Below are 23,149 nucleotides of genomic sequence, written 5' to 3' on the forward strand. Positions count from 1 at the left end.
ACTTATTATTTTTTGTCAGCTGGTTCTTCCACTTTTTTCTTTGGTGCAAGGTATGCATCTAAATCAAATTTATCGTTACGTTTGATGGTAACTTCTTCTTTGATTCTTTCAACTACCAGAGGAAGTTGTTCTCTTGTTTGTAATTGCTTGATTTGTGCTTTTGCAAAAGTGAGGCATTTATCAATTGTTAGGTTTGCGATATTTCGATCCATACCACGAAGTCTTTCACATTCCGCTTTTGCTTGTTCGTCAGTGATTTGGATTTTTTTCTCAACTTGTTCCGAAACGTACATTTGAGCAATGGTTTGCATTTCCACTTGTTTAATGACTTCTGCAACGTCCGGACGAGAAATGTATCCGTTTTTCTCAGCAACAAGTCGAGTCATAATCATTTGGCGGTAAGTTTGATAGAAGTTTTTCTTTTGAAGTTGGTAGTTCAAATCTTGAAAGTTTTGAGGAACCTCATTGATGTCTTTTTCAATGAATTCCAAAAGGGTTTTCTTTTCGATATTTTGCAAACGGCTGATTGAATCAAGAGCGGTATCATAAGCTGCTTCAAAGTCTTTTACGGTAATTTTATGGTTATCCAAAGTTTCGATGACCGGAGAGGAGTCCGAACACTGAACGAGGAAAAGAGATGCCAAAAAAACAAACAAAGGAAGGATTTTAGTCATATTATTTTAGTGCCTGAAAGGATTTGGGATGATGGTTTCGTGAATTCCCGCAATGTCCATCCTTTTTTAAGCGAACTAGATTGAATCTAATGCTTAAAAATTAAGCGGCTAAAAATTCCAAAAGAGAGAGCAGTTTTTTGATTTTTTGGAGATCTTCTCTTTCCGGAATCGTATAACGCAATACAGATGGCTCTTGAGGCGAAATGAGCAAACCTTTGAACTTGGCCATGGCTTGGATCACACGGTCAGGATTTCCCCGAAAATAGGTTCCACATTTGAATAGAATTTCATCAGGTTTTTCTGTCACGAATTCGAAACCTAAATTGGAAGCCAAAGTGCGGATTTTTTCCAATTCCACGAAGGTCTTTGCAATTTGAGGCAGTTCCCCAAATCGGTCTTCCATCTCAAGGGAAAGTTCCTCGATTTCATCCAAATTCGCAGATCCTTCAAAACGTTTGTAGAACTCAATTTTCTGTTTTGTATCCGGGATATAATCATCTGGAAGATAGAAGTTTGTTTTCAAATTAACAGCAGTACGAACTTCCACTCGCACTTCTTCACCTTTGATTCGTGAAATCGCCTCTTCTAACATTTTGACGTATAGATCAAAACCTACTTCCATGATATCACCGGATTGTTCTTTCCCTAAAAGATTCCCCGCACCGCGAATTTCTAAATCACGCATGGCGACTTTAAAACCTGAACCTAACTCTTGGTATTCGAAAATTGTATTCAGCCTCTTTTCTGCAAGTTCAGTCATTAGTTTTTTAGATGGATAAAACATATAGGCATAGGCTTTTCTATCAGAGCGACCCACACGTCCCCGAATTTGGTATAACTGGGAAAGACCAAACATATCAGCCCTTTTCACAATCAGAGTATTGACATTTGGCATATCAATTCCTGATTCAATGATTGTTGTTGTGACTAAAATATCATATTTTTTTTCATAAAAATCGACTAAGGTTTCTTCGATTTCATCTTCGGTCAACTGACCATGAAGGATACCAACAGAAACTTCCGGAACCAATGAACGAATATAAGCGGCCTCTTCTTCAATTGATTCCACCCGATTGTAAAGATAAAAAACTTGCCCACCTCTTTCAATTTCTTTCCGAATCGCTTCCTGAATGAGAGTGTCATCTTCTTCCAAAACATAAGTTTCGACACTTTGTCTATTTTTTGGTGCTGTCGAAATTATAGAAAGTTCACGAATTCCAGTGAGAGCCATATGCAAAGTTCGCGGTATCGGTGTTGCTGTTAAGGTCAAAACATCCACAAGATTTTTGAATTTTTTAATCGCCTCTTTGTGAGTGACACCAAACTTTTGTTCTTCGTCAATAATCAATAGGCCTAAGTTTTTGGGTTTTACCTTTGAAGACAAAATCGCATGAGTTCCGATGAGCATGTCAATTTTACCTTCTGAAAAATTCTTTAGATCTTCTCGAATTTCCGCTTGCGAACGAAAACGAGAAACAAAAGCAATTTTTACCGGGTAGTTCTCATATCTCAGTTTGAAAGTATTAAAATGTTGTAAGGAAAGGATGGTTGTGGGAGTGAGAAGCATTACTTGTTTCCCAGCCATAATTACCTTGAATGCAGCACGAATCGCTACTTCTGTTTTCCCGTATCCAACGTCACCGCAGACCAAACGATCCATTGGCCTTGCAGATTCTAAATCTTGTTTTACCGATTCAATTGCAGAAATTTGATCAGGTGTTTCTTCAAATTCAAAGGCGGCTTCAAACTCTTCTTGCCAAATGGTATCAGGTGGAAATGCAAAACCATTCAATTTCATTCGATTCGAATAAAGTAACACTAGTTCTTCGGCAAGTTTATCAACAGATTCCTGAACTCGATCTTTTGCTTTTTTCCAAGAATTTTTTCCAAGAGTGTCGAGTTTGGGTGTGTCCGTTCCGCCAATATATTTCTGAACTAACGAAATTTGATCGAGGGGAACAAATAAACTATCCCCACCTGCATATTCTAATTTTAAAAAGTCTCTTTCTTTTCCGTCTGCTTTTGTTCTTTCAATTTTGACAAATCGGCCCACACCATGATTGACATGTACTACATAGTCGCCTTCTTTCAAATCAATGAAAGATTCAATCATCTGGGAGGCTTGTTTTTTATAACGAGTTTTTCGTTTGTACTGACGCCCGAATAAATCATTATCAGTAAAAATATAGATATGATCCTCTAAAACATGAAACCCACGTTTTAGATCAGAAATCACTAAATGAATTCCAGGATTAACTGAAGTAAGTGGAAGGGGTCTTGGTTCTTCCGATTCAGAATGAACGGTTTCTATTTCGTTCTCAGAAAATAATCCTTTTAATCGCATCATCTGAGCAGAAAAGGAAGAAGTAATAAAAATTTTATTTTTGGGATCTTCGTTTAATAACTCTAAAAAATATTCTTTTGCCTCACGAATCTTTCCACGAAACCCCCTAACTTCAGTGATTGGTTCAAAGGAAAAATTTTTCTGGTGGTCCGGTAAAAGCGAAAACCGGATTCCTGGAGTTTCCTCTGAAGTAAGAGTATTCCATTCCTCTCCAAAGGAGAGTAAATCTTCTGGTTTTAAACAGAGGGCTTCTTCTTTTTTCTTTTCGAAAAGAGTGTTGTATTCTCTTTCCATTCCATAAGAACGCTCTTTCGTATCAAAAAATCTAGGAAAGATGACAATTGGTTTCTTAGGAAAGAAATTTAAAAAACCTTCGTGATTTCGAATCAACGGAAGATGTTCCTCAATGATTTCTAATTCCGAGTCGATGGGAATGCGTCTCTCTTTATGGGAAACCAAAATCTCCTGGTATTTTGTCTTCTCTTCCCGACTCACAATGGTTTCGTTTGCTGCAGTAATGACAATTTCTTGAATTTTTGCAATGGACTTTTGGGTATTGGGATCGAAGGTTCGAATTTCATCTACCGTATCGCCAAAAAAATCAATTCGCACAGGGTTTGCCAAATAAGGAGTGTAAATATCTAAAATTCCACCCTTTAAACTAAAATGACCAAACTGTTCGCATACTTCTTCCCTATGATATCCTAAATTGACCAAATCGGACAATAAACGATCCAAGGGAAAATCTTTTCCCAGTTTTAATGTAATGGATTTTCCTTTTAAACTATCTTTTACCGGAAGTTTTCTAAGAAGAGCAGAAACTGAAGTAACCACCAAACAACGATTTCCTGACAAAATACGATTGATTGTAAGAATCCTATCACGTTTCCATTCTACTTGCCATTTTGTATACTCATAAGGAATATTTTCTGGACCAGGGAAATAAAAAATTTCCTCTTGTGGTAAAAAACTCAACAGTTCTCTTGAAAAACTCTCTGCATCTTGGTTAGTCGGCAGTACAACTAAAAAAGTAGAATCTGAGTTAAGTGTTTCATACAAAGAACCTGTCACAAAAGAATGAGCCGATTCTGGAATCCCACTCAAATTGACTAAGGTAGTCTTTATTTCAGATAATACAAGTTTAGGATTAAATTTTCGATCTTCGATTTCTTTGGACATTTAGGTTTCAATTGGAATTTTAATTATCTGATTGTCGATGAGACGAACATCACCAACAAACACAGCCAATGCGAGAAGCACTTCTCCTTCCATTTTTTCAATCGGTTGGAGATCAACTGGATCTACAACTTCTAAGTAATCAATACGAACAGAACTTCCTGTGAGCAAAAAATCCCTTAGAATTTCTTTCCAAAGAGGAAGGTTCCGTTCCCCACCAAGAACAGTTTTTTCGGCCAAGGCAAACATTCTTGGAATGAGACTTGCTGTTTCCCTATCTTTAGAGTTCAGACGAACATTACGTGAACTCATTGCAAGCCCATCCGGCTCCCTTCGTGTGGGAACCCCAACCACTTCCAAAGGAAAATTAAGATTTTGTACCATCGCCGAAATCACCCGGTATTGTTGGTAGTCCTTCAGTCCAAAAAAAGCAGTCGTAGGTTCAGTTAAATGGAATAGTTTCGATACAATTTGTAATACACCTTCAAAATGACCAGGCCTTGTGCGTCCGCAAAGGTGTTTTTGTAATGTTGGGATACTCATTTGGATTGGAGTTTTGGTATCCGGATAAATGGTTTTGACTTCGGGTAAAAAAACCAAATCCACTCCCTTTTCTTCGCATAACTTCAAATCGGTTTCTGTATTCACCGGATAATTCTCAAAATCCTTTGGATCATTAAACTGAGTGGGGTTTACGAAAATTGATACAATTGTTTTATCAGTTTTTTTCTTCGAAGTTTCTACCAAATCCATATGACCTGAATGCAAACTTCCCATTGTAGGGCAAAAACCAATGGAGGATCCTTCCCTTTTCCATATTCCAATTTGTTTTTTTAGTTCTTGAATGTTAGATATAACGATCACAATGATTCCTCTGTACGAACTTTAACACTCGTTCCATGCTCTTCATCCAATCCCTCTAATTCCGACATTAATTTTACAAATGGATAGAGAGTTTGTAAGGATTCTTTTGTTACTTCTTGGAAAGTTACTCGTTTCAAAAATGTATCCACGCCAAGAGAAGAATAGATTCGACTACCTCTGGCAGTCGGAAGGATATGATTGGTACCACTGATATAATCCCCCATAGCCACTGGTGAATATGGACCAATAAAAACACTGCCTGCATGTTCAATTTTTGAAAAAACGGATTCGTTATCTTTTGTTTGAATTTCTAAATGTTCGGGAGCCAACTCATTCGAAAACCAAATACAATCTTCTATACTCGGAAAAACCAAAATAGCTGAATTTTTATAAATGGAATTTTGTTTCATCTCTAACCGTTTGGGGCGTGCAACAAAGGCTTTTTCCAATTCTTCACTTACCTCTTTTGCAAAATCTTCCTCTGTTGTGAGTAAAATGGCAGAAGAATCTTCCCCATGTTCTGCTTGCGATAACATATCACAAGCGATCCATTTCGGGTTAGCAGAAGAATCAGCAATAATACAAACCTCACTCGGGCCAGCAGGACTATCAATACCAATGATACCTTGCCCAGCTAAATATGATTTGGCGGCTGCTACATAAGCATTTCCTGGACCAACAATGAATTCTGATTTTGGAATGGATTCTGTTCCGTAAGCTCCAGCAGCAATTCCCTGCGCTCCACCAACTGTAACAATCCGATTTACTTCCAAAATTTGGCATAACCAAACAAGAATATCCGGAAGTCCCTCTTTTTGTGGCGGAGTGATTAGTTGGATATTTTTGACTCCAGCAATTTTGGCAGGGATCACACCCATGAGGACACTAGAAGGATACAATGCCTTCCCACCAGGAGCATAAACAGAAAGAGAAGGAATGGGAGTGTATTTGACACCCAATCGGTTGCCATCAATGGTCCTCGACCAAGACTCTCTTCTTTGTGCCTCGTGAAAGGCTTCGATATTTGATTTAGCCCGAAGGAAGGCTTCTTTCACATTTTGATTTAGATCTGTTTGTATGGAATGCGGATCAAGGCTAACCGAATGCAACTGAATCCCGTCAAATTTTTCTGTGTATTCGATAAGGGCTTTGTCTCCCCTCGTTCGGACGGCCTCTAAGATTGGAAGGATTTTTGCCGTAGCAGAACTCAGATCTTCTTTCGCTCCCGAAAGGAAACGATCCAATTCTTTTTTAGAATTTCTGTCGGAACGTAAAATGGGAATCGGCATAAAATCAGCATGAGGGGAAGACCTTCCCTAAACAAGCTTTTTGTCAGAAACGGGAAGAGAATTCGATTTGGTACCTCGAGCTATATTCATAGGCAAATTTTGATTGGTTCCAACCCGCATCCGTACTGACGGAAGCTTGCACACGTTTGTTCGTTTCACCCAGAGGAAATCCAGGTTCATAGTTTGCAACATTCCGTTTGGCTGAAAAATAAGAATCTACAATATTATAGAGTAAAAAAACGCCTAAAATCCCAGCTCCGGCTTGGATTACACCTAACTCAGACTTGGCGGAGTTAAATTTTGCCTCTGCATTGGTTCGGTTGATTAACCATAAAACTTGCGTATCCTGTCTCTCCACAAGTAAAGCTCCCAATAGGACTGTAGATTGGTAATCGGATCTAGCACTTAAAAACCGATTATAGGAATTGGCATAGAGAGCAACGGCAGACAGGGCAACAACAGGAAATACATAAAGTTTCCAATTGTTTCCATCAATGTATTTTTGGCCCCAACCTGGTAGAACGGTAGACCTCCAAAGTGTTGAAAAGTATGGAGTTTCGTAGTAGTCTTCAGGGATTTCTTTTTTTACGATTCGCTCTTGCCTTTGCGCAAAACGAGCTGCTTTTTCTTTTGAATCTGATAAAACAACTCTTTGTTTGGCGGTAAGCACTTTATTCCGTGGATTTTCTAAAACTAAATCATAAATTCCCGTATCAGTATCAGCATCTACTGCGAAAGTTGCTTTGGCAACCGAATCCGATTCAATGACTACTTTTTTAGCAAGAATTCTTTTACCACCAGTCACCATGTAAACTTTCATAGGACTGATAAAATCTTTTCCTTCTAACAAAAATACTTTTTCTTTTTCTTCCTTCGACACAGAGTATACGGAATCTTTTGTTAATGTCGGAACCTTAGAAACAACAACTTCAAATCTTACCCATTCCGAATAACTTCCTACTTTACCCAGTTTATTGATTACAGCCACTCTGTGTTCATAAATCCCAGAAGTATAGTTTACCAAATCGTAACTTGTCCCATTCACTCTTTCTGAAAGAACAAGATAGCCACTGGAATTCTTAATTTCTAAAACATATCCTGTTGCACCTTCTACGTCTAACCAACGCAATTGGTATTGAGTTCCCTCTTCATTACTTGATTGTGCGAAAAGAGAAGATAAAGAAACCAAAAGTAAAATGAAACATAACCGAAAGTTATTCCACATAAATCTTCCCTGGTGTTAGGATTTTTGGAACCTTTAGTTCTGGAACTGAAATAAAAAAGTCCTGTTTATTATAAGCAGATTCGCGTTCCGTTCCATCTGCCTGTTTGTAGAGTGCCGCGACTTCCCAACGAAACCTTCCTACATTCAATTTTTGAATTTCATTGAATTGGAATCTTGTAGAGTTAATCCTTTCGTTCAATACTTGTTTTTCTCGAATCCCAGAAATATCGATCAATCGAATTCGATAACTAAAAACTTTCTCAACTGATTTCCATGTGAACAAAATAGAATTTCTAGAAAACAAATCGACAGTTTCATTTCGACTTGGACTCACCAAACTAGGAGGTTCCATATTGGAAATCATTTGAAAACTGCGAGGTGCGCTAGTATCCGATGAATCCGATCCAACAGGTCGCACTCTCCAAAAAAATCTGCCAAAATCTTTGGATTTGAATTCAAAATAATTTCCAGAAACCGTTTCCTTTGTGATAAGATGTTGGAAATCTGATCCTTTTGCTATTTCTATTTCGTAATTAGATTTTCCTGTTAACTTTTTCCACTTTAGAATGACAACAGAGCGTTCATCCACTTCCACCTCAGCTCCGTTTGCTGGTGCTATTAATTCCATTTCTTCTTTGGCGATCACTGTAAAGGTATTGGACTTTGATTCCAAAGTAGCTCCATTCGAACCAATTCCTTTCACTCTCCAAAAATAGGTTCCGACACCAAGACCACTTGGAAGTTTTAGAAAATTATTTTTGATAGTCTCCGTCTTAATTTTTGATGAAAAATTAGAATCAGAACTCAGTTCCCACTCATATTGAATGAAGTCTTTATCATCCTTCCAAGAAAAGAATAGTTGGGATTTTGTTTGTTCTTCTGCAAAACTTTTTCCTTTGTTTGGTTCTAAAAGCTCTGGAGGAGTCAAATTTGCTTTTTTTGTGACTTGAAAACTAATAACAGAGGAAACCTTCTCCGAAATCCCAGGGAGATTGGATTTTGCTTGGATCTTTGCAAAATAATTTCCTTCTTTTAGAGAATCAAAGGCTAAGGATTGATTTTGAGTTTGTTTTGAAACAGCGATATCTGAAAAATTTGTATCTTTAGCAACAAGGACTGTATAAGAAGAATAAAGATCCAGAGGATTCCATACAAAACGAACCACAGGAACTTCCTGGGTATAAGAAAAAACTTCATTTGGTTTAGGACTTAAGATTTTTAATGAAGGATCACTTAAAATTCTAAACTGAAACACCTCTGTTGTTTGTTTGGATTTTGAATTTGGGTCTTCATACGAAACTCTCCAATAATACGAACCTGAACTTAATTTTTTAGATAGGTTTGGTGAAGTTAACTTTTCTTTGACCAAAGATTTGGAAAAGTCGGGGAATAATGAAATTTCAATCGTTGGATTTGTTTGTTTGAATTGATCCTGTTTCCAACCAGAAATCGCAAATAAAATCTTCTCTGAACCAGATTCGGAAAGAATATTTTTTCTATCCTCAGGCCCCACCAATCGATATACAGGTTTTCCTACTTTTACTCCAGATTCTGTAACATTTGCTACTTGGTCTTTGGCTATCGTTTCTTCTTTTCCGTTAGTAGTGAGTTTTGCTTCCCCTTGGTCTACTTTGATGTTTAATTCAGATTTTGTTTTATCGAGTTTTACATCCCCGCTTGCTACTTGTACGGTTTTATCACCAGCGGTAATGTTCATTTTCATATCACCAGAAACTGTTCCTTCACGGGCAGCTTCAAATGATCCATAAGCAAAATTAATATTAATATTCCGATCTGAAATATCCAAAAGAATCATTGAATTTTCGGATATATTGATTTTTGTTCCATCATTTAAGGTGAGAACAGCGTCAGATAATCCTTCTGTACGAATTGTATCTCTATTTTTTACTTCTGTTTTGGATTCAATTAAATCCCAAACAACTGCATCATTATACTTTCGTAGTACAGTTTTATTTTTGAAAGTAATCACTCCAATCGTAGGGCTTGATGAGTCAATGAAACGATCGTTTAAATTTCGATAGAGAAAGTATGAGAATACAAGAATTAGTAAAACTAACGAAGTGACAACAAATCTTGTATCGTTCAACCATCTCATAAAACTTATTTATGTGTCCTTGTGAACACACCGTCCCAATCAAAATCAGGTGGGTTGATTTTATATTCTTCACAACGTTCAATGAGCATATGGCAGGATTTATCTTTTTGACCTTTTGCCTTTTCAGATTCCGTAAAATATTGAATCGCAGAAATCCAGTTTTTTTCTAAATAAGCTTTGAAACCGGCTTCATAAATCTGCGCAGCTTCTATCTGATTTGGTGAAACCAAAGATTTATAACCTACTAGTTCATGAATTTTGACAGGTTCATTTTTTCCTTTTACCCGAACCAAATCCATATAACGAGTCACCATTTCCTCTTGGATGGCCGCTTGGATCGGATCGGTAATCAGAATGTTGACTCCATAATCCTTACCTGCCGCTTCCAACCTGGCAGCAAGGTTGACTGTATCACCCATCATCGTGTAAGAAGCTAAGGCATCTGTACCCATAAAACCAACCTTAGCTGGTCCAGAGTTCAATCCAATTCGTGCATCCATCACTTGAGCTTCTTTGGAATAAAGATTGTTTTTTGTCCAATATTCCCTTAGTTCAGCAAGTTTCATCACCATATCGACACTAGCACGAGCCGCTTTTAGTTCATGGTCGATTACAGGAACGGGAGCATTAAAAATTCCAACAATAGCATCCCCAATGTACTTATCTAAAACTCCTTCATGTTTCTTCAGAAGAAGGGTCATGGCGGATAAATATTCATTCAGTAAAGCTGCAAGATCCGCGGATTTTAATTGTTCTGAGATTGTTGAAAAACTTGCAACATCAGAAAAAAATGCAGTGATATGAGTTTCTGATCCTCGTTTCAAAGCCGCAAGGTCTACCATGGCTTCTTGGACCACAACTGGATCAATCATACTTCCCAGAATGTTTTTTACCTTCTCTCTTTCTTCCAAACCTTGTCCCATATCGATGAAGTATTTGGTAAGAAGTCCAACCTCATCCTGAGTCGTTGGTTTGATTCCAATTTTAAAATTACCTTTTGCAATTTCTAAAGTGGCAGAAAGAAGTTGTAATACTGGTTTTGTAATTGTTTTAGAAAAGAAAAATACAAAGATCAGTGCTGCACAGAGTCCAATTCCTGCAATATATAGATTTGTTTTTTGGCTTTTATAAACGTCAGCAAATGCTTTTTCTTCTGAAACAATCGTAATCACTCCAGCATCTGCAAATCCAATCTTTTGAAAGGAACCTAAATAAGAACCACCTAATTCCTCATCGATATAACTCATTTGTCCCGTATTGGGTGCACTCGTTAACATCGATTTTACGATTGGCATAGAAGCAAGGTCAGTGGCCGCAAGAATTAAGTCTTCTTTGGGATGAGCAAGGGCAGTCCCATTCCCGTTTACCATGAAGGTAGTTTCGATTCCCTTTTTGGAGAATGCACCAATGATTTTGTTTAATTTAACAATCATCACAAGAGCGTTGTCCAATTCCCCATTTTCAGAAGTAGGAATGGCAATGGCGAATGATGGTTCTTGAAATCCAGGACTTGAGTTTAAAAGTACGGCTTGTCCATTAAAGGCCTCAGCCAATGCATCTCGATTGCGATTTACAACATTATGAAAATCTTCTTCTGTAACAGAACTTTTTTTAAGTTCCTCTTCATTAAATACCTCTCGTTTCATAATGAGAGTATTTTCTTTTCTTTCAAAAATTCCTAAATAAATGAATTCTTTATCATTTTGAAAAAAAGTTTTGATTAGAAGTTTTCTTTCAGCTTCCGGAAGGCCTTGGGTTGTAAGGGTAATTGCAATTTGACGACCTTTTTCCACTACTCCTAGAATATCAGATTTAACTTTTGAACCAATGATTTCCGCAATACGAATATTATTGTCTCGCAACTGAAGTTCAATGGATCTTTTAAAATAGAAAGAAGCAAAAAAGATAATAACTCCCACAGACAATGCAAAAAGAAAACTAATGACACCCATCATTTTTAACTGAAGTGAAAACTTAGTATTTGAGGATCCATCTAATGTATGTAATTCGGGAGACTCTGTAGTTTTAGATTCTGTCGATTCCGCTTTTGATAAAATTTCCACTGGAACCGGTTCTTTTGTCACAACCTCTTCGGCAAAAGAAGATTCAATTAAATCATAAGGATGATTTGGTGACTCATCTTCAAAAGAAGTAACTTCAGTTGGATTTACAAAAGAAAGTTCAGAATCCGTTTCTGGATAAGAACCATTTAGGTTCCCCGCAGAAACCAAAACCTCTTCTTTGATTTTTTTTCGTCCCGACTTTCCTACAAACTCCAGAGGAGGATAACTGAAATGATTTTTTTTGGAATTTGTTTCTTTTGTAACCTGTGATTCTGAAACAGAACTTGTTTTTCCGGTAAGACCAAATTTATGGGATATACGATCAGGAGAAATTTTATCATCCCAAAGGTATTCTAATCTTGCAAAAACAGATCGTGCTTCTAATTCCATCCGTTTAGGGATCAGAACATAAATTGTTTTTTCTTCGCCTAACCTTGATAACTCTGTAGCTAGGTATTTATTTGTTGGGATATTATGAATGGATACAAAGGGAAACTCAATGCGATTGGTATCAGTTGGAATACCCCAAAGCGGAGGTCCAAATCGGAATTCCAATTCCCCGGCACGCCGAGTTTGAAAGAATATAGTAATCCCCTCATTCCAATCCCAGGTTTCTAGGCTTCCAGGGGATTCGTCCCAGAAAAGAAAAGCGAGTTTGGACGTTCGGAGGAACGGAATTTCAGCGGAAATTTCTATCATGCCATTTTTAGTATCGACTTATTCGGCCATACAATCGATCTCAATTCTAGATGAAAATCATCACGTTAAATTGCAACGGAATTCGCTCCAGTTTGAGCAAAGGTTTACTAGATTTTATACGTCAGGAAAATCCTGACATTATTTGTTTCCAAGAAACAAAGGCTCCTGTATCAGAAATTGACCGAATGGAGTTTCGAAGTCTGGGTTATGAAGTCCATACCTGCATTGCAGAAAAACCAGGATACAGCGGAACTGCTGTTCTTACCAAACTCAAACCAAAATCCGTGGTTGTCGGATTTGGTGATGGAATCTATCGAAGTGAAGGAAGGTCACTATTTCTAGAGTTTCCAGATTTTTTTCTCTGGAATCTGTATTTTCCCTCGGGCACAAGTGGAGAAGAGAGACAAAAGGTAAAGTATACTTTCCTAGATTCCTTTTTTGACCTAGCAAAACCCTATACAAAAAAGAAAAAACCTTTGGTTGTTTGTGGGGATGTCAATATTGCACATACGGAATTGGATATCCACAATGCCAAGGGCAACCAGAAGAGTTCTGGATTCCTTCCCGAAGAAAGAGCCTGGGTTTCCAAGTTTTTAGATTCTGGATTTTTAGATTGTTTTCGAGTTTTACAGCCGGAGATCCGAGACGAATACTCGTGGTGGACATATCGGTTCCAAGCAAGAAAGAACAATAAGGGTTGGAGGATTGATTATTTTTTTATCACAAAATCCTCTTCATACAAATTGGAATCAGTTTCAATTGCCAAAGAACCGGTTCTCTCCGACCATGCACCAGTCGTTATGAAAATCCAATTCACTTGACAAAGTAGTTTTTTAGGAGATAGTTCTGGGATGAAATTGGCCATCCCTATTCTTATCTCTCTTTTCACTCTCCAATGTTCTGTTCTCGGTGTGATTCAGGATAAAATTCCTTTGCCTGAATTTGAATTCGATTCCTTATCTATCAAAAATATCACACTCACAGATATCACACTTTCTGTTGTCACTTCCGTTGAAAATCCTTACCCAGTTTCCCTTCCCAGTTCCTTACTGGATATGGATATCAAAATAGAAGGTTTAAAACTTTCTCAAATCAAAACAGATTTAGGAGCCATTGAAGGAAAAAAAACAAAACAACTTCCCCTGGAAGTAAAACTTAAATATACAGATCTATTGAATTTATACAAAAAATTTCCAAACAAACCAATGTTAGAAGTAAGTGCAGAAGGAAATATGAAAGTTCCTATCCCAAAACAATGGCAACTTCTTGGAAAAGATTCCCTTAGTTTTCCTTTTGTCAAAAAAAGAGAAATCCCCGCCATCCTTCCCAATGTTGAAATTAAAAACTTTAAAATCCTTATGCCCACAGAAGCAGAGATTTTGAGTGCATCAAATACGGATGTTTTGGCAGACACTGCTACCGGATTTTTGAAAGGGCTTCTGGGAGGATCAAAACAACCCGCAACTTCAGCAACCAAAGCAGGTTTATCCAATTTAAAATTAGACCTAAATACAGAATTTGATTTTATATTTTCTAATGAGGCAGCTTCCAATTTAAATCTGACAGGACTTAATTATGATTTAAATCTTGCTGGTGAAAACTTTTTAAACGGAACTCCAAAAGAAATTGTAAATTCTGGAAAAACTTCTACTGTTAAAATCGCCACAAAGTTTCCCATAACATCGATTAGTTCTTCGTTATATGAAACCATTCAAAACAAATCGGCTCAATTTGACTTAAAAGGGGATTCTGGACTAAAGGTTCCTTCTGTATCTGAACCAATTCCCTTCCAATACGAAAAACAAGGGAATTTTAAGTGGTAAGTATATAAACGATTGGTCTAAAAAGTAAACCGAAACGGATTGTCGGTTTACTTTTTCTTTTGTAACATCTGTTTGATTTCGTCTCTGGTTTTTCCAGGATACAGACGAATCTGATAACTAATCAAAAACTTAGTGATGATGGGTGTTCCATCTTTAGAGGCATGTTCATAATTAAAACGTGAAGCATCATTTTGAATGATCTTTGCTACGTCATTGATTCTTGGAACCCGACGGTCAAAAGCAATGGATTCTAATTTGCCAGTGACTGTATTGAGGCCAATGGTGATCATTCCATCATCCACAAAACTTAAGAGGTCAAACTTCCTCATTTCTTCTTTGGAAAGTTCATCCCCACCGGCATCCGGTTTTCTGCGAATTTTATCGGTATGACGAATTTGGCGTACCATATAGGAATCAGAAGCAATATAGACCCGAAAGAGTTCTGTGGGAAGATCGCTCTTTTTTTGGAAAAAAGGAATTTCTCCTGAATGGTTTTGAACCTCTTCTCCTTTTTCGTTTAGGATGATTTCACCTTCGCCACCAGGAGGTGGGAGTACATCCTTTGTTTGGTGCACTTCCTGACTGGTTTCAGTGTGAACATTTGTATTGGTTTGCGGAGTGGATTGGCAACCGAGGATCAAAGAAAGTGAAACAACCGGTAAAAACAAAGGCAAGAATTTCATTTTGTCATCAGTATTTGGCCCTTTCCTTCACTGGCAAGAATTTAAAATCCAAGGGACAATTCCTAAATTAAATATTTTGCAAACACTGTGGCAAGTCCGAGGAAAAAGAAAAATCCACATACATCTGTGGTTGCTGTCACAAAGATAGATGAAGCAATCGCCGGGTCCACCCGCATCGCTTTTAAAACAATGGGGACAAGGGACCCAGTGAGAGATGCTACAATCATATTCACAAGCATAGCAGTTCCTACCACAAGACCAAGTACAAGATTCCCTTTCACAAAAAAGATCATAAGTCCTGTAACGGTTCCGAGTACAAACCCATTCAAAACACCGATCGTAAATTCTTTTCTTACCGCTTCCCACCAATTGGAAAAAGAAAGATCTCCAGTGGCAATATTACGAATAACAACTGTTACGGACTGCGTTCCTGCATTCCCACCAAGACCTGCCACAATTGGCATAAGAGTCGCAAGTACCACAATTTGCGAAATCGTATCTTCAAAAAATGCAACAACAGTCGAACTCACAAAGGCAGTGAGTAAATTGACATTGAGCCAAATAATCCTACGTTTTACCGATTGTAAAATGGGGGTAGAAAGTCTTTCGTCTTCAGAAACCCCGGCCATGAGGAGGATATCTTCTGAAGCTTCCTCTTCCACAATTTCTAATACATCATCAACAGTGATCCGACCAATGATCCTTCCCAAATCATCCGTTACCGCTGCACTGAATAAATCGTATTTTTTAAAGGTATTGGCAACCTCTTCCTGATCCACGTCGTAATGAAAGGCAAATACAGAAAAATTGGTTATCTTTGCCACTTTGGTATTGATCGGAGTGAGAAATAAATCTTTTAAAGGGATGAATCCTTCCAAAACTCCATCTTCATCTGTGACATACACTTGGTAGATATCTTCAATTTCCTTTGCTTTTTTTCGAACATTAATGATTCCTTTGCGAACATTGTCTGTGATGGAAACAGTGGCAAAGTCTTTGGACATAAGTCGTCCTGCTGAAGACTCACGAAATCCAAGTTGAGATCGAATTTCAAAACTATCAGCTTTACTTAAGTTTGCTAAAACTAACTCTCGTTTAGCGCTAGGTAGATAGGAAAGAAGGTATGTTGTTTCATCCGTTTCAATATGGTTCAGAGTATTGGAGATTTCATCTACAGAAAGTTCCTCTAAAAAAGACTCTAAAGTCTCTTCTTCCATTTTGACTAAGGCATAGGCCTGGTCTTCTTTCGGTAGGATACGGAAAAGGTATAATTCCTCTTCCCTTTCTAAATCACGAAATAAAGTGACGATGTCTGCGGGGTGAGCCCCATCTAGCATCTCTTTTAATTGTTTTGAATTTTCTTCGGAAACTAGGGTTTTGATCTGTCCGACAAATTCATCATAGGAATCGCTCTCTCTGTCGATTTTGATTCGGAATTCGGACTCTTTCTTTCTTTCTTCTTCCATAAATCAGCGGATTTCCTGAAATTTACAATTGACGGTTATGTCACGTGGAGCATAGGCTATATCCTATGTCGGCACGAGTTCGAATTTTGAAAACGAATCTTTTTCTTCTCCTAGTTTTTTCCCAATGTGTTCTTTTCGAACCAAAAATTAATAAGGTTCCCGATGCCTATGTTCGGGACGAAGTGATGAATGCCGAACAAAAGAACGCAACAAGAGTTCTAACCGATCGCATCATCAAATTGAATAACGAAGTTTCGGCCCAAAGAAAGGCCAACACTCTCACAACCCAAGCCATCAAAATCTCTCAGTCCAAAGTCACAAAACACAGTGCTCAACGTGATTTGGCCAGAAACAAAGAAACTTATTTTGTTTTGAAAGAAGACTCTGCCACATCCAAAAAGTATTTAGAAGAAAGCCAAGGTCATGAATTGGAGCGCGCCAAAGAAGAAACAAGATACAAAACCTGGGTACAAAAGGAAAAAGAAGACAAGGCTTATTTGGAAATGAAAGAAGCAGCTCTCGGGGAACTCATCGCAGAACTGGAATTAGTTCGTTCCGAAATTGCAGTTAAGTTCCAAGAATCTCAAGGAAAAACTCCCGCTGATCCAGAATACATCAAAAAAGAAATTTATGAAACCCAATATGCGGAAAAAAAATCAGATGCTCGTCGTCGTGTCTCTGACTGGGAACGGGTGAAAACAGAAGCACCGAGTTTACCAAAAGTCAATTTAGAGGATAGTTTTGATGATGCGAAATAAAATCCAATTCATTGGCATCCTCTTCTTATACGGTTTTCTATCCGTAACAAAAATCTCTGCCGATTGGGTATATTTCCCTTATGAGTACAACCAAATTTATAAAGAAAAATATGCTTTAGAATTGGAATTAGCTGACATTCGCAAACAACACCAAAACGAACTGAACCGGTTAGAAGAAGAAAAAAAAGAACTCCAAACGCAAAACCGAAATCTCACTGAAGATTTGGAATTGGAAAAACGCAATCGCGCCAAAGAACAAGATGAATATTCCGACAAAATGCGTGATTACGATATGCGCCTTCGCAGTCTGGAAAAAAAGGGAACAGATAAGGAACGCCTTCTTGCGGAAGAAAATCGAAAACGAGAAGAAAAAGACCGGGCCGATTTAGATGCTTATAAGAAAAAACTCGAAGACAAAGAGAGGGAATGCCTCCAAAAAGAACAAAAACTTCGAGATACCTATGAATCAAAAATTGATGAACTCAAAGAAAGAATTCGTAATTTAGAAGAGGAACTAGGAAACCTTCGCAAACTCACAAAAGAACAAAAAAGAGAATTGGAACGCCTCGCGGAACAAACAAAAGAGTTTGAAGAAAAATTAGCAAAAGAAATTACCTCTGGCCAAATTCGACTCAAACGATTTCACAATAAACTCATCATCAATATCGATGATAAAATTTCCTTTGATAGTGGCTCCTCGGAACTAAAACCTGCCATTCTTCCTGCCATCGATAAGATCCGAGAGATCCTTGCTTCTTATCCAGAGAACTATATTGTTGTGGAAGGACATACTGACAATGTTCCGATCAAAACTAAGTTTCGAAACAATTGGCATCTTTCCAGCGAACGAGCATTATCCGTTTTGGAATATATGTTACAGAATAAAAATCTAAACCCAAAAAACTTTTCGAGCGCAGGTTATGGTGAATTCCAACCAATTGTTCCCAATACTTCCAAAGAAAATAAGGCGCTCAATCGTCGTGTGGACATTGTTGTGGTACCAAGAGCCACTGGGTCACTGAACACAAACAATGACTAAACCAAGACCCAAACGTTCCCGATTGGTATTTTTTTTAAGCCTATCTGGTATTTTATCCATAGCTATTTTTTTTATCGAATGGATTGGTTCTAGGGAAAGTGGAAGCCTTGCTCTATTCGCAGATGCAGGCCATATCTTTACTGACGTATTTGCCCATCTCATTTCTTTATTTGCCCTACTCATTGCATCGAAAAAACCTACAACAAGATACCCATTTGGATTTCACCGTTTTGAGGTGCTTGCGGCCTTATTCAATGGCTTTCTACTCATTGGCATTGCCCTTTTCATTTTATACGAAAGTTATTTACGTTTTTCAGGAACGGCACATGTAGAACCCGACTCAATGTTGGCTTATGCTGCCATTGGTTTTGGAATCAATTTGGTATCGGCGGGGCTTCTTGTGGGAGTGAGTAAAACCAGTCTCAACTTAAAGTCAGCCTATTTGCATGTTCTAAGTGATCTATTAGGAACCTTGGCAGTAGTCCTCGGAGCTCTTATCATTCGTTTCACCGGATTTAAAGAAGTGGATCATTTCCTTAGTGTGATTCTTGGAATTTTTATCCTAAAAACTTCTTATGGAATCGTAAAAGAATCTATTGAAATATTAATCGAAGCTGACACGAGTGATTTTGACAAAGAACATTTGTTAGAGCATATTAAAGTATTAAAAGGGATTGAGGCCGTTTCTCAAATTACTGTTCGAAAACTCACTTCCGGTGTATTTTCTGTCGAATTACAGATCTTAGTAAACCAAAACACAGACAGAGATAAAATCGTATTAGAAATTCACAAAGTCCTTAAGTGCGAATTTGGAGTACCTTTTGTTTCTGTAGAAATTCTATCCTCTTCACTCAAAGAAAAATTAGAAGAAATTTCTGTTAGAGAAACGGAACGTGAGTTTGGCCATCATGGGCATAGCCACGGACATGCGCACGACCACCACCATTAAGAAAGTTTTCTTTTTTTCTTTTGGATTAAATACTCCGTGAACTGGTCTTCCCAAACAAAAAGTTGGAAGTCTGGATCGACAGACTTTAGATCTTTTGGAGATCCTAAATTCCAATGTTTGCTCAGTGCCAGAAGAAGTCCCTCTGTCGGATAAGGAAAACCAGAAAGTAAAAAAACCGTATCTGGATTTCCTTTGCACTCTGATAAAAAATTGTTTCGCCAGAGAGTGAGTTTTTCTCTTTCCTCTTTTACAAATTCATTTTCCAAAGAGACTTTTTTGGATTTTCCAATGAGTAAGGATACCAAAGAAAGAAGTTCTTTTAGTCTTAGTTCCATTCCCAATTTTCCATAGTTTTCTAAAATCAAATCTTCTGGCTGAATCGGATATTCGCATAACTTTAGTTTGAGGTGGGTAACCAGCGGAGTAAAATCGGTATGGAAGGATTCTTCACTAGTTTGGTTAGAATTGTTAGAATCTTGCCTTATGATTGGACTTTTTGTATTTTGATTCCGTTTGACCAAATAAACTGGATTTCCCTCTTCCGATTTGGTCACCCAAAAGATGGTATCTGCTTCCGCCCCATTTGTGATAAAGGATTTAGTTCCAGATAACTTTCCTTCTGTAACCCTCGAACTTAACTTTTTAAGTTTCGTTTCCCAACCAGGTTCACTCACTCCCACAGCATAAATTTTCGTCGGATTGCCAGTTCGAAAAGCATCCCAAAGCGAATGAAGAACCTCTTGGGTTAGAGTTTTCAGATTCTGATTTTGGTTATGGTTTTCTAAATGGATTCGGCTCGCATGACCAAGGATTCCTCCGGCCACATTCACTTCCACCATACAAGAAAGGCTTAAGGAAACTCCAACCGGCTCTTCTGCCAAAAGAGAAAGTTTCTTTTGAAATTCTAAATAAGACTCGAGACCAAGTAGGAAATGGTAGAAACCTTCATAGATAAGATAAGGTTTCCAACTCCGGTAAAAGCCCTCGATTCCTTCTGAATCTTTTGGATAGGGAGATCCAGAGTTTCCATATTTCAGAATCAAATTTTCGGGATACAAACTCACAAAAATTTACTTAGATTTCTTTTTAGAAAATTTGGCATCGAGAGCCTTCTCTTCTTCCAAAACCTTTTTTAAATACTGACCAGTAAACGAACGTTTAACGGCAACAATTTCTTCAGGAGTCCCTGTGGCGATCACCTCACCACCTCCGTCTCCACCTTCAGGACCAATGTCTATGATATAGTCTGCTGCTTTGATCACATCTAAGTTATGTTCGATGATGACCATTGAATTTCCTTTGTCCACAAGCACTTGTAAAACAGAGAGAAGTTTTTCTATGTCTTCAAAATGAAGGCCAGTCGTCGGTTCATCTAAAATATAGAGTGTTTTGCCTGTTGGTCTTTTGGAAAGTTCTGTAGAAAGTTTGATCCTTTGCGCTTCTCCCCCGGAAAAGGTAGTGGCAGCTTGTCCGAGTTTGATATAACCAAGGCCCACATCCATCAGAGTGTCTAGTTTTCTTTTGAGGTTTGGGATATTTTCGAAAAAAACGACAGCTTCTTCTACGGTCATATCCAAAATATCAGAAATATGTTTTCCTTTGTATTTGACCTCTAAGGTTTCACGGTTGTATCTTTTCCCCTTACAGACTTCACATTCCACATAAATATCGGGAAGGAAATGCATTTCAATTTTTAAGATTCCATCCCCTTCACATTTTTCACAGCGTCCTCCAGCTACGTTGAAACTAAATCGCCCTGGGCCATAACCCCGAACTTTTGCTTCTTCGAGTCCACTGAATAAATCTCTTACAAATGTAAACAAACCAGTGTAAGTTGCCGGATTGGAACGAGGAGTCCTACCTATGGCCGATTGGTCAATATTGATGACTTTATCAATTTGGTCTTTGCCAATGATTTTTTTGTGTTTTCCTGGAACAAGTTTCATTCCCATCACAGAACTTGCGAGTTCCTTATAAAGAATTTCATTGATGAGAGTGGACTTTCCAGAACCGGAAACCCCCGTAACCACCGTTAGTGTCCCTAGTGGAATGGATACTTCCACATTCTTTAGGTTGTTATGTGTAGCTCCAGTGATCTTTAAAAACTTTCCATTTCCTACCCGCCTCGTTTCCGGCATGGAGATTCTTTTTTCCCCAGATAAAAACTTCCCTGTGACAGAATGTTTGTCCTTTTTGATTTGTTCTGGAGTTCCAAAAGAAACAATCTCGCCGCCGTGGACTCCAGCCCCAGGGCCCATATCCACAATGAAATCAGCCTCTTCCATCGTTTCTTTGTCATGTTCCACCACAAGAACTGTATTTCCTAAGTTACGAAGGCCTTTTAAGGTTTGGACGAGTTTCGTATTGTCTCTTTGGTGAAGACCAATGGATGGTTCATCCAAAATGTACAAAACGCCCATTAGGCGAGAACCAATTTGGGTTGCAAGGCGAATCCTTTGCATTTCACCACCGGATAAAGTTCCAGCAGCACGGCTTAAATTCAAATACCCAACTCCCACATCGTTTAAAAAATGAAGTCGTTGTAAAATCTCCTTTAAGATGGGTTTGGAGATGGTATCTTCTGCCCCTTTGTAATCAGAGGATTTGGTAAAGTCCAAGGCCTTTTCAATCGAGAATCCAGTATAAGCATCAATTCCAATCCCTTGGACTTTGACAGCCAGTGCTTCTGGACGAAGGCGTTTTCCATTACATTCATCGCAGTCGTGATTGGTCATAAAGGATTCAAACCATTGGCGCATAGAATCTGATTTGGTTTCTTTGTACCTTCGTTTGAGGTTCGGAATCACACCTTCATAGTTTTTGGAAAATTCATAATGGGAATTGGCACCACGAAAATCATAATCAATATGAATGGAAGAATCTCCATGTAAAATGGTATTTCTCACTTTTTCAGGTAAATCTTTCCAAGAGGTATTTAAGTTGAATTTTAATTTTTTGGATAACGCTTGTATGGTGGCCATATACCAATAGGAATTGGATTTGGACCCTCCCCAAGCTTCAATACAACCTTCTGCCAAAGAAGCTTCACGATCAGTGACAAGAAGGGATTCATCAAATTCCAAGAGGGCACCAAGGCCATCACAATTGGAACAAGCACCAAAAGGTGAGTTAAAGGAAAATAGTCTCGGAGTGAGTTCGGGGATACTCACATCATCACATTTGGGGCAGGATAATTTTTGTGAAAAAAGATGATCCTTTTCACCGTCTTCTACAACCACAATCCCCTCGGCAGTTTTTAAAGCGGTTTCCACAGAATCAGACAACCGAGATTGAATTCCTGGTTTCATCACAATCCGGTCCACAACGATGTCGATATCGGCTTTGAAATTTTTCTTTAATGGAATTTCATCTTCGAGGGAATACACTTCCCCATTCACTCGCACCCGATTGAATCCTTCTTTTTTATAACGTTCGAGGACTTCTTTGTGTTCCCCTTTTTTCCCTTGGATGACAGGGGCCATAATTTGGAGTTTGGTTCCTTCGGGAAATAAATTGATCCGGTCAGTAATTTGGTCTACAGACAGGCTAGAAATTGGAGTCCCACATTTCGGACAATGCGGTTTCCCAACACGAGCATATAACAGCCGTAAATAATCATAAATTTCAGTGACAGTACCCACCGTCGAACGAGGGTTCCTATGTGTTGTTTTTTGTTCGATGGAGATGGCAGGGCTTAAACCTTCAATTTGGTCTACCTCGGGTTTTTCCATTTGTCCAAGGAATTGGCGGGCATAACTGGAAAGAGACTCTACATACCTTCGTTGCCCCTCGGCATAAATGGTATCAAAGGCCAAAGAAGACTTACCTGATCCAGAAAGCCCAGTAATCACCACAAGTTTATCCCTGGGGATATCAAGATTTACGTTTTTTAGGTTATGTTCACGAGCGCCACGAATACGAATAAAGGAATCCACAACGGATAGCTTGTTTTCCTCTTTCATTCTGGAAAGAATTTTAAGA

Annotated in this window: 16 protein-coding genes; 5 read left to right on the top strand and 11 right to left on the bottom strand. The window is 38.3% G+C overall.

Annotation, left to right across the window (positions count from 1 at the left end; genetic code table 11):
• Positions 1 to 5: 5 nt before the first annotated feature.
• From EHR01_RS04675 to EHR01_RS04705, 7 genes are all read right to left on the bottom strand, one after another.
• Positions 6 to 674 carry a lipoprotein LipL31 gene (locus EHR01_RS04675; protein ID WP_135693521.1) on the bottom strand — a complete coding sequence of 223 codons (669 nt, stop codon included), beginning with the start codon at positions 672 to 674 and terminating at the stop codon, positions 6 to 8.
• A 100-nt stretch (positions 675 to 774) separates the two neighbouring features.
• Positions 775 to 4,197 (bottom strand): transcription-repair coupling factor, encoded by a 3,423-nt coding sequence (gene mfd, locus EHR01_RS04680; protein ID WP_135693522.1) that lies wholly within the window; start codon positions 4,195 to 4,197, stop codon positions 775 to 777.
• Positions 4,198 to 5,058, bottom strand: coding sequence for a pantoate--beta-alanine ligase (gene panC, locus EHR01_RS04685; protein WP_135693524.1), 861 nt, complete (start codon positions 5,056 to 5,058; stop codon positions 4,198 to 4,200). It abuts the gene before it with no gap.
• Positions 5,055 to 6,347: a histidinol dehydrogenase gene (gene hisD, locus EHR01_RS04690; protein WP_135693526.1), complete on the bottom strand. Its 1,293-nt coding sequence runs from the start codon at positions 6,345 to 6,347 to the stop codon at positions 5,055 to 5,057. The genes panC and hisD overlap by 4 nt, the downstream gene beginning before the upstream one ends.
• A 43-nt stretch (positions 6,348 to 6,390) precedes the next feature.
• A complete protein-coding gene (locus tag EHR01_RS04695; RefSeq protein WP_135693529.1) occupies positions 6,391 to 7,572 on the bottom strand; it encodes an LIC11435 family protein in 1,182 nt (393 codons plus the stop codon).
• Positions 7,562 to 9,688, bottom strand: a complete 2,127-nt coding sequence (locus tag EHR01_RS04700; RefSeq protein ID WP_208721730.1) for a FecR family protein — start codon at positions 9,686 to 9,688, stop codon at positions 7,562 to 7,564. The genes EHR01_RS04695 and EHR01_RS04700 overlap by 11 nt, the downstream gene beginning before the upstream one ends.
• 5 nt (positions 9,689 to 9,693) lie before the next feature.
• On the bottom strand, positions 9,694 to 12,450 hold the full coding sequence (locus tag EHR01_RS04705; protein WP_135693532.1) for an adenylate/guanylate cyclase domain-containing protein: 2,757 nt from the start codon (positions 12,448 to 12,450) through the stop codon (positions 9,694 to 9,696).
• Positions 12,451 to 12,500: 50 nt separating this feature from the next.
• Here EHR01_RS04705 and EHR01_RS04710 point away from each other — a divergent pair, with 50 nt between their 5' ends.
• Both EHR01_RS04710 and EHR01_RS04715 read left to right on the top strand, forming a co-directional pair.
• Complete coding sequence (locus tag EHR01_RS04710; RefSeq protein WP_135693534.1) at positions 12,501 to 13,271, top strand: exodeoxyribonuclease III; 771 nt, start codon at positions 12,501 to 12,503, stop codon at positions 13,269 to 13,271.
• A 30-nt stretch (positions 13,272 to 13,301) separates the two neighbouring features.
• Complete coding sequence (locus EHR01_RS04715; protein WP_135693536.1) at positions 13,302 to 14,273, top strand: LEA/WHy family protein; 972 nt, start codon at positions 13,302 to 13,304, stop codon at positions 14,271 to 14,273.
• Positions 14,274 to 14,320: 47 nt separating this feature from the next.
• Here EHR01_RS04715 and EHR01_RS04720 read toward each other — a convergent pair whose 3' ends face one another.
• The gene (locus tag EHR01_RS04720) at positions 14,321 to 14,956 is read right to left on the bottom strand and encodes an LA_2219 family laminin/E-cadherin/plasminogen-binding protein (RefSeq protein WP_135693538.1); all 636 of its coding nucleotides are present in this window, start codon (positions 14,954 to 14,956) and stop codon (positions 14,321 to 14,323) included.
• A gap of 62 nt (positions 14,957 to 15,018) precedes the next feature.
• Complete coding sequence (gene mgtE, locus EHR01_RS04725; protein WP_135693540.1) at positions 15,019 to 16,422, bottom strand: magnesium transporter; 1,404 nt, start codon at positions 16,420 to 16,422, stop codon at positions 15,019 to 15,021.
• A gap of 65 nt (positions 16,423 to 16,487) precedes the next feature.
• On the opposite strand from mgtE, the gene EHR01_RS04730 reads away from it, so the two are divergent.
• The 3 genes from EHR01_RS04730 to EHR01_RS04740 are packed head-to-tail and all read left to right on the top strand — an operon-like array spanning position 16,488 to position 19,168.
• Positions 16,488 to 17,180: a hypothetical protein gene (locus EHR01_RS04730; RefSeq protein WP_135693542.1), complete on the top strand. Its 693-nt coding sequence runs from the start codon at positions 16,488 to 16,490 to the stop codon at positions 17,178 to 17,180.
• Positions 17,170 to 18,219 (top strand): OmpA family protein, encoded by a 1,050-nt coding sequence (locus EHR01_RS04735; protein ID WP_135693904.1) that lies wholly within the window; start codon positions 17,170 to 17,172, stop codon positions 18,217 to 18,219. The genes EHR01_RS04730 and EHR01_RS04735 overlap by 11 nt, the downstream gene beginning before the upstream one ends.
• Complete coding sequence (locus EHR01_RS04740; RefSeq protein ID WP_135693544.1) at positions 18,212 to 19,168, top strand: cation diffusion facilitator family transporter; 957 nt, start codon at positions 18,212 to 18,214, stop codon at positions 19,166 to 19,168. Before EHR01_RS04735 ends, EHR01_RS04740 begins: the two co-directional genes overlap by 8 nt.
• Here EHR01_RS04740 and EHR01_RS04745 read toward each other — a convergent pair.
• Both EHR01_RS04745 and uvrA read right to left on the bottom strand, forming a co-directional pair.
• Complete coding sequence (locus EHR01_RS04745; protein WP_135693547.1) at positions 19,165 to 20,232, bottom strand: acyl-CoA dehydrogenase middle domain-containing protein; 1,068 nt, start codon at positions 20,230 to 20,232, stop codon at positions 19,165 to 19,167. The two genes, EHR01_RS04740 and EHR01_RS04745, sit on opposite strands and share 4 nt — an antisense overlap.
• 6 nt (positions 20,233 to 20,238) lie before the next feature.
• Positions 20,239 to 23,130: an excinuclease ABC subunit UvrA gene (uvrA, locus tag EHR01_RS04750; RefSeq protein ID WP_135693549.1), complete on the bottom strand. Its 2,892-nt coding sequence runs from the start codon at positions 23,128 to 23,130 to the stop codon at positions 20,239 to 20,241.
• Positions 23,131 to 23,149: the final 19 nt, after the last annotated feature.

The organism is Leptospira mtsangambouensis, assembly GCF_004770475.1.
In the GTDB taxonomy this organism is placed as follows: domain Bacteria; phylum Spirochaetota; class Leptospiria; order Leptospirales; family Leptospiraceae; genus Leptospira_A; species Leptospira_A mtsangambouensis.

Coding starts and splice junctions, on each gene's coding strand:
- EHR01_RS04720 (WP_135693538.1), bottom strand. CDS start 14,956: ATGAAATTCTTGCCTTTGTTTTTACCGGTTGTTTCACTTTCTTTGATC.
- EHR01_RS04715 (WP_135693536.1), top strand. CDS start 13,302: ATGAAATTGGCCATCCCTATTCTTATCTCTCTTTTCACTCTCCAATGT.
- EHR01_RS04730 (WP_135693542.1), top strand. CDS start 16,488: ATGTCGGCACGAGTTCGAATTTTGAAAACGAATCTTTTTCTTCTCCTA.
- EHR01_RS04700 (WP_208721730.1), bottom strand. CDS start 9,688: ATGAGATGGTTGAACGATACAAGATTTGTTGTCACTTCGTTAGTTTTA.
- EHR01_RS04705 (WP_135693532.1), bottom strand. CDS start 12,450: ATGATAGAAATTTCCGCTGAAATTCCGTTCCTCCGAACGTCCAAACTC.
- EHR01_RS04710 (WP_135693534.1), top strand. CDS start 12,501: ATGAAAATCATCACGTTAAATTGCAACGGAATTCGCTCCAGTTTGAGC.
- EHR01_RS04675 (WP_135693521.1), bottom strand. CDS start 674: ATGACTAAAATCCTTCCTTTGTTTGTTTTTTTGGCATCTCTTTTCCTC.
- EHR01_RS04735 (WP_135693904.1), top strand. CDS start 17,170: ATGCGAAATAAAATCCAATTCATTGGCATCCTCTTCTTATACGGTTTT.
- mfd (WP_135693522.1), bottom strand. CDS start 4,197: ATGTCCAAAGAAATCGAAGATCGAAAATTTAATCCTAAACTTGTATTA.
- hisD (WP_135693526.1), bottom strand. CDS start 6,347: ATGCCGATTCCCATTTTACGTTCCGACAGAAATTCTAAAAAAGAATTG.
- EHR01_RS04695 (WP_135693529.1), bottom strand. CDS start 7,572: ATGTGGAATAACTTTCGGTTATGTTTCATTTTACTTTTGGTTTCTTTA.
- mgtE (WP_135693540.1), bottom strand. CDS start 16,422: ATGGAAGAAGAAAGAAAGAAAGAGTCCGAATTCCGAATCAAAATCGAC.
- EHR01_RS04740 (WP_135693544.1), top strand. CDS start 18,212: ATGACTAAACCAAGACCCAAACGTTCCCGATTGGTATTTTTTTTAAGC.
- uvrA (WP_135693549.1), bottom strand. CDS start 23,130: ATGAAAGAGGAAAACAAGCTATCCGTTGTGGATTCCTTTATTCGTATT.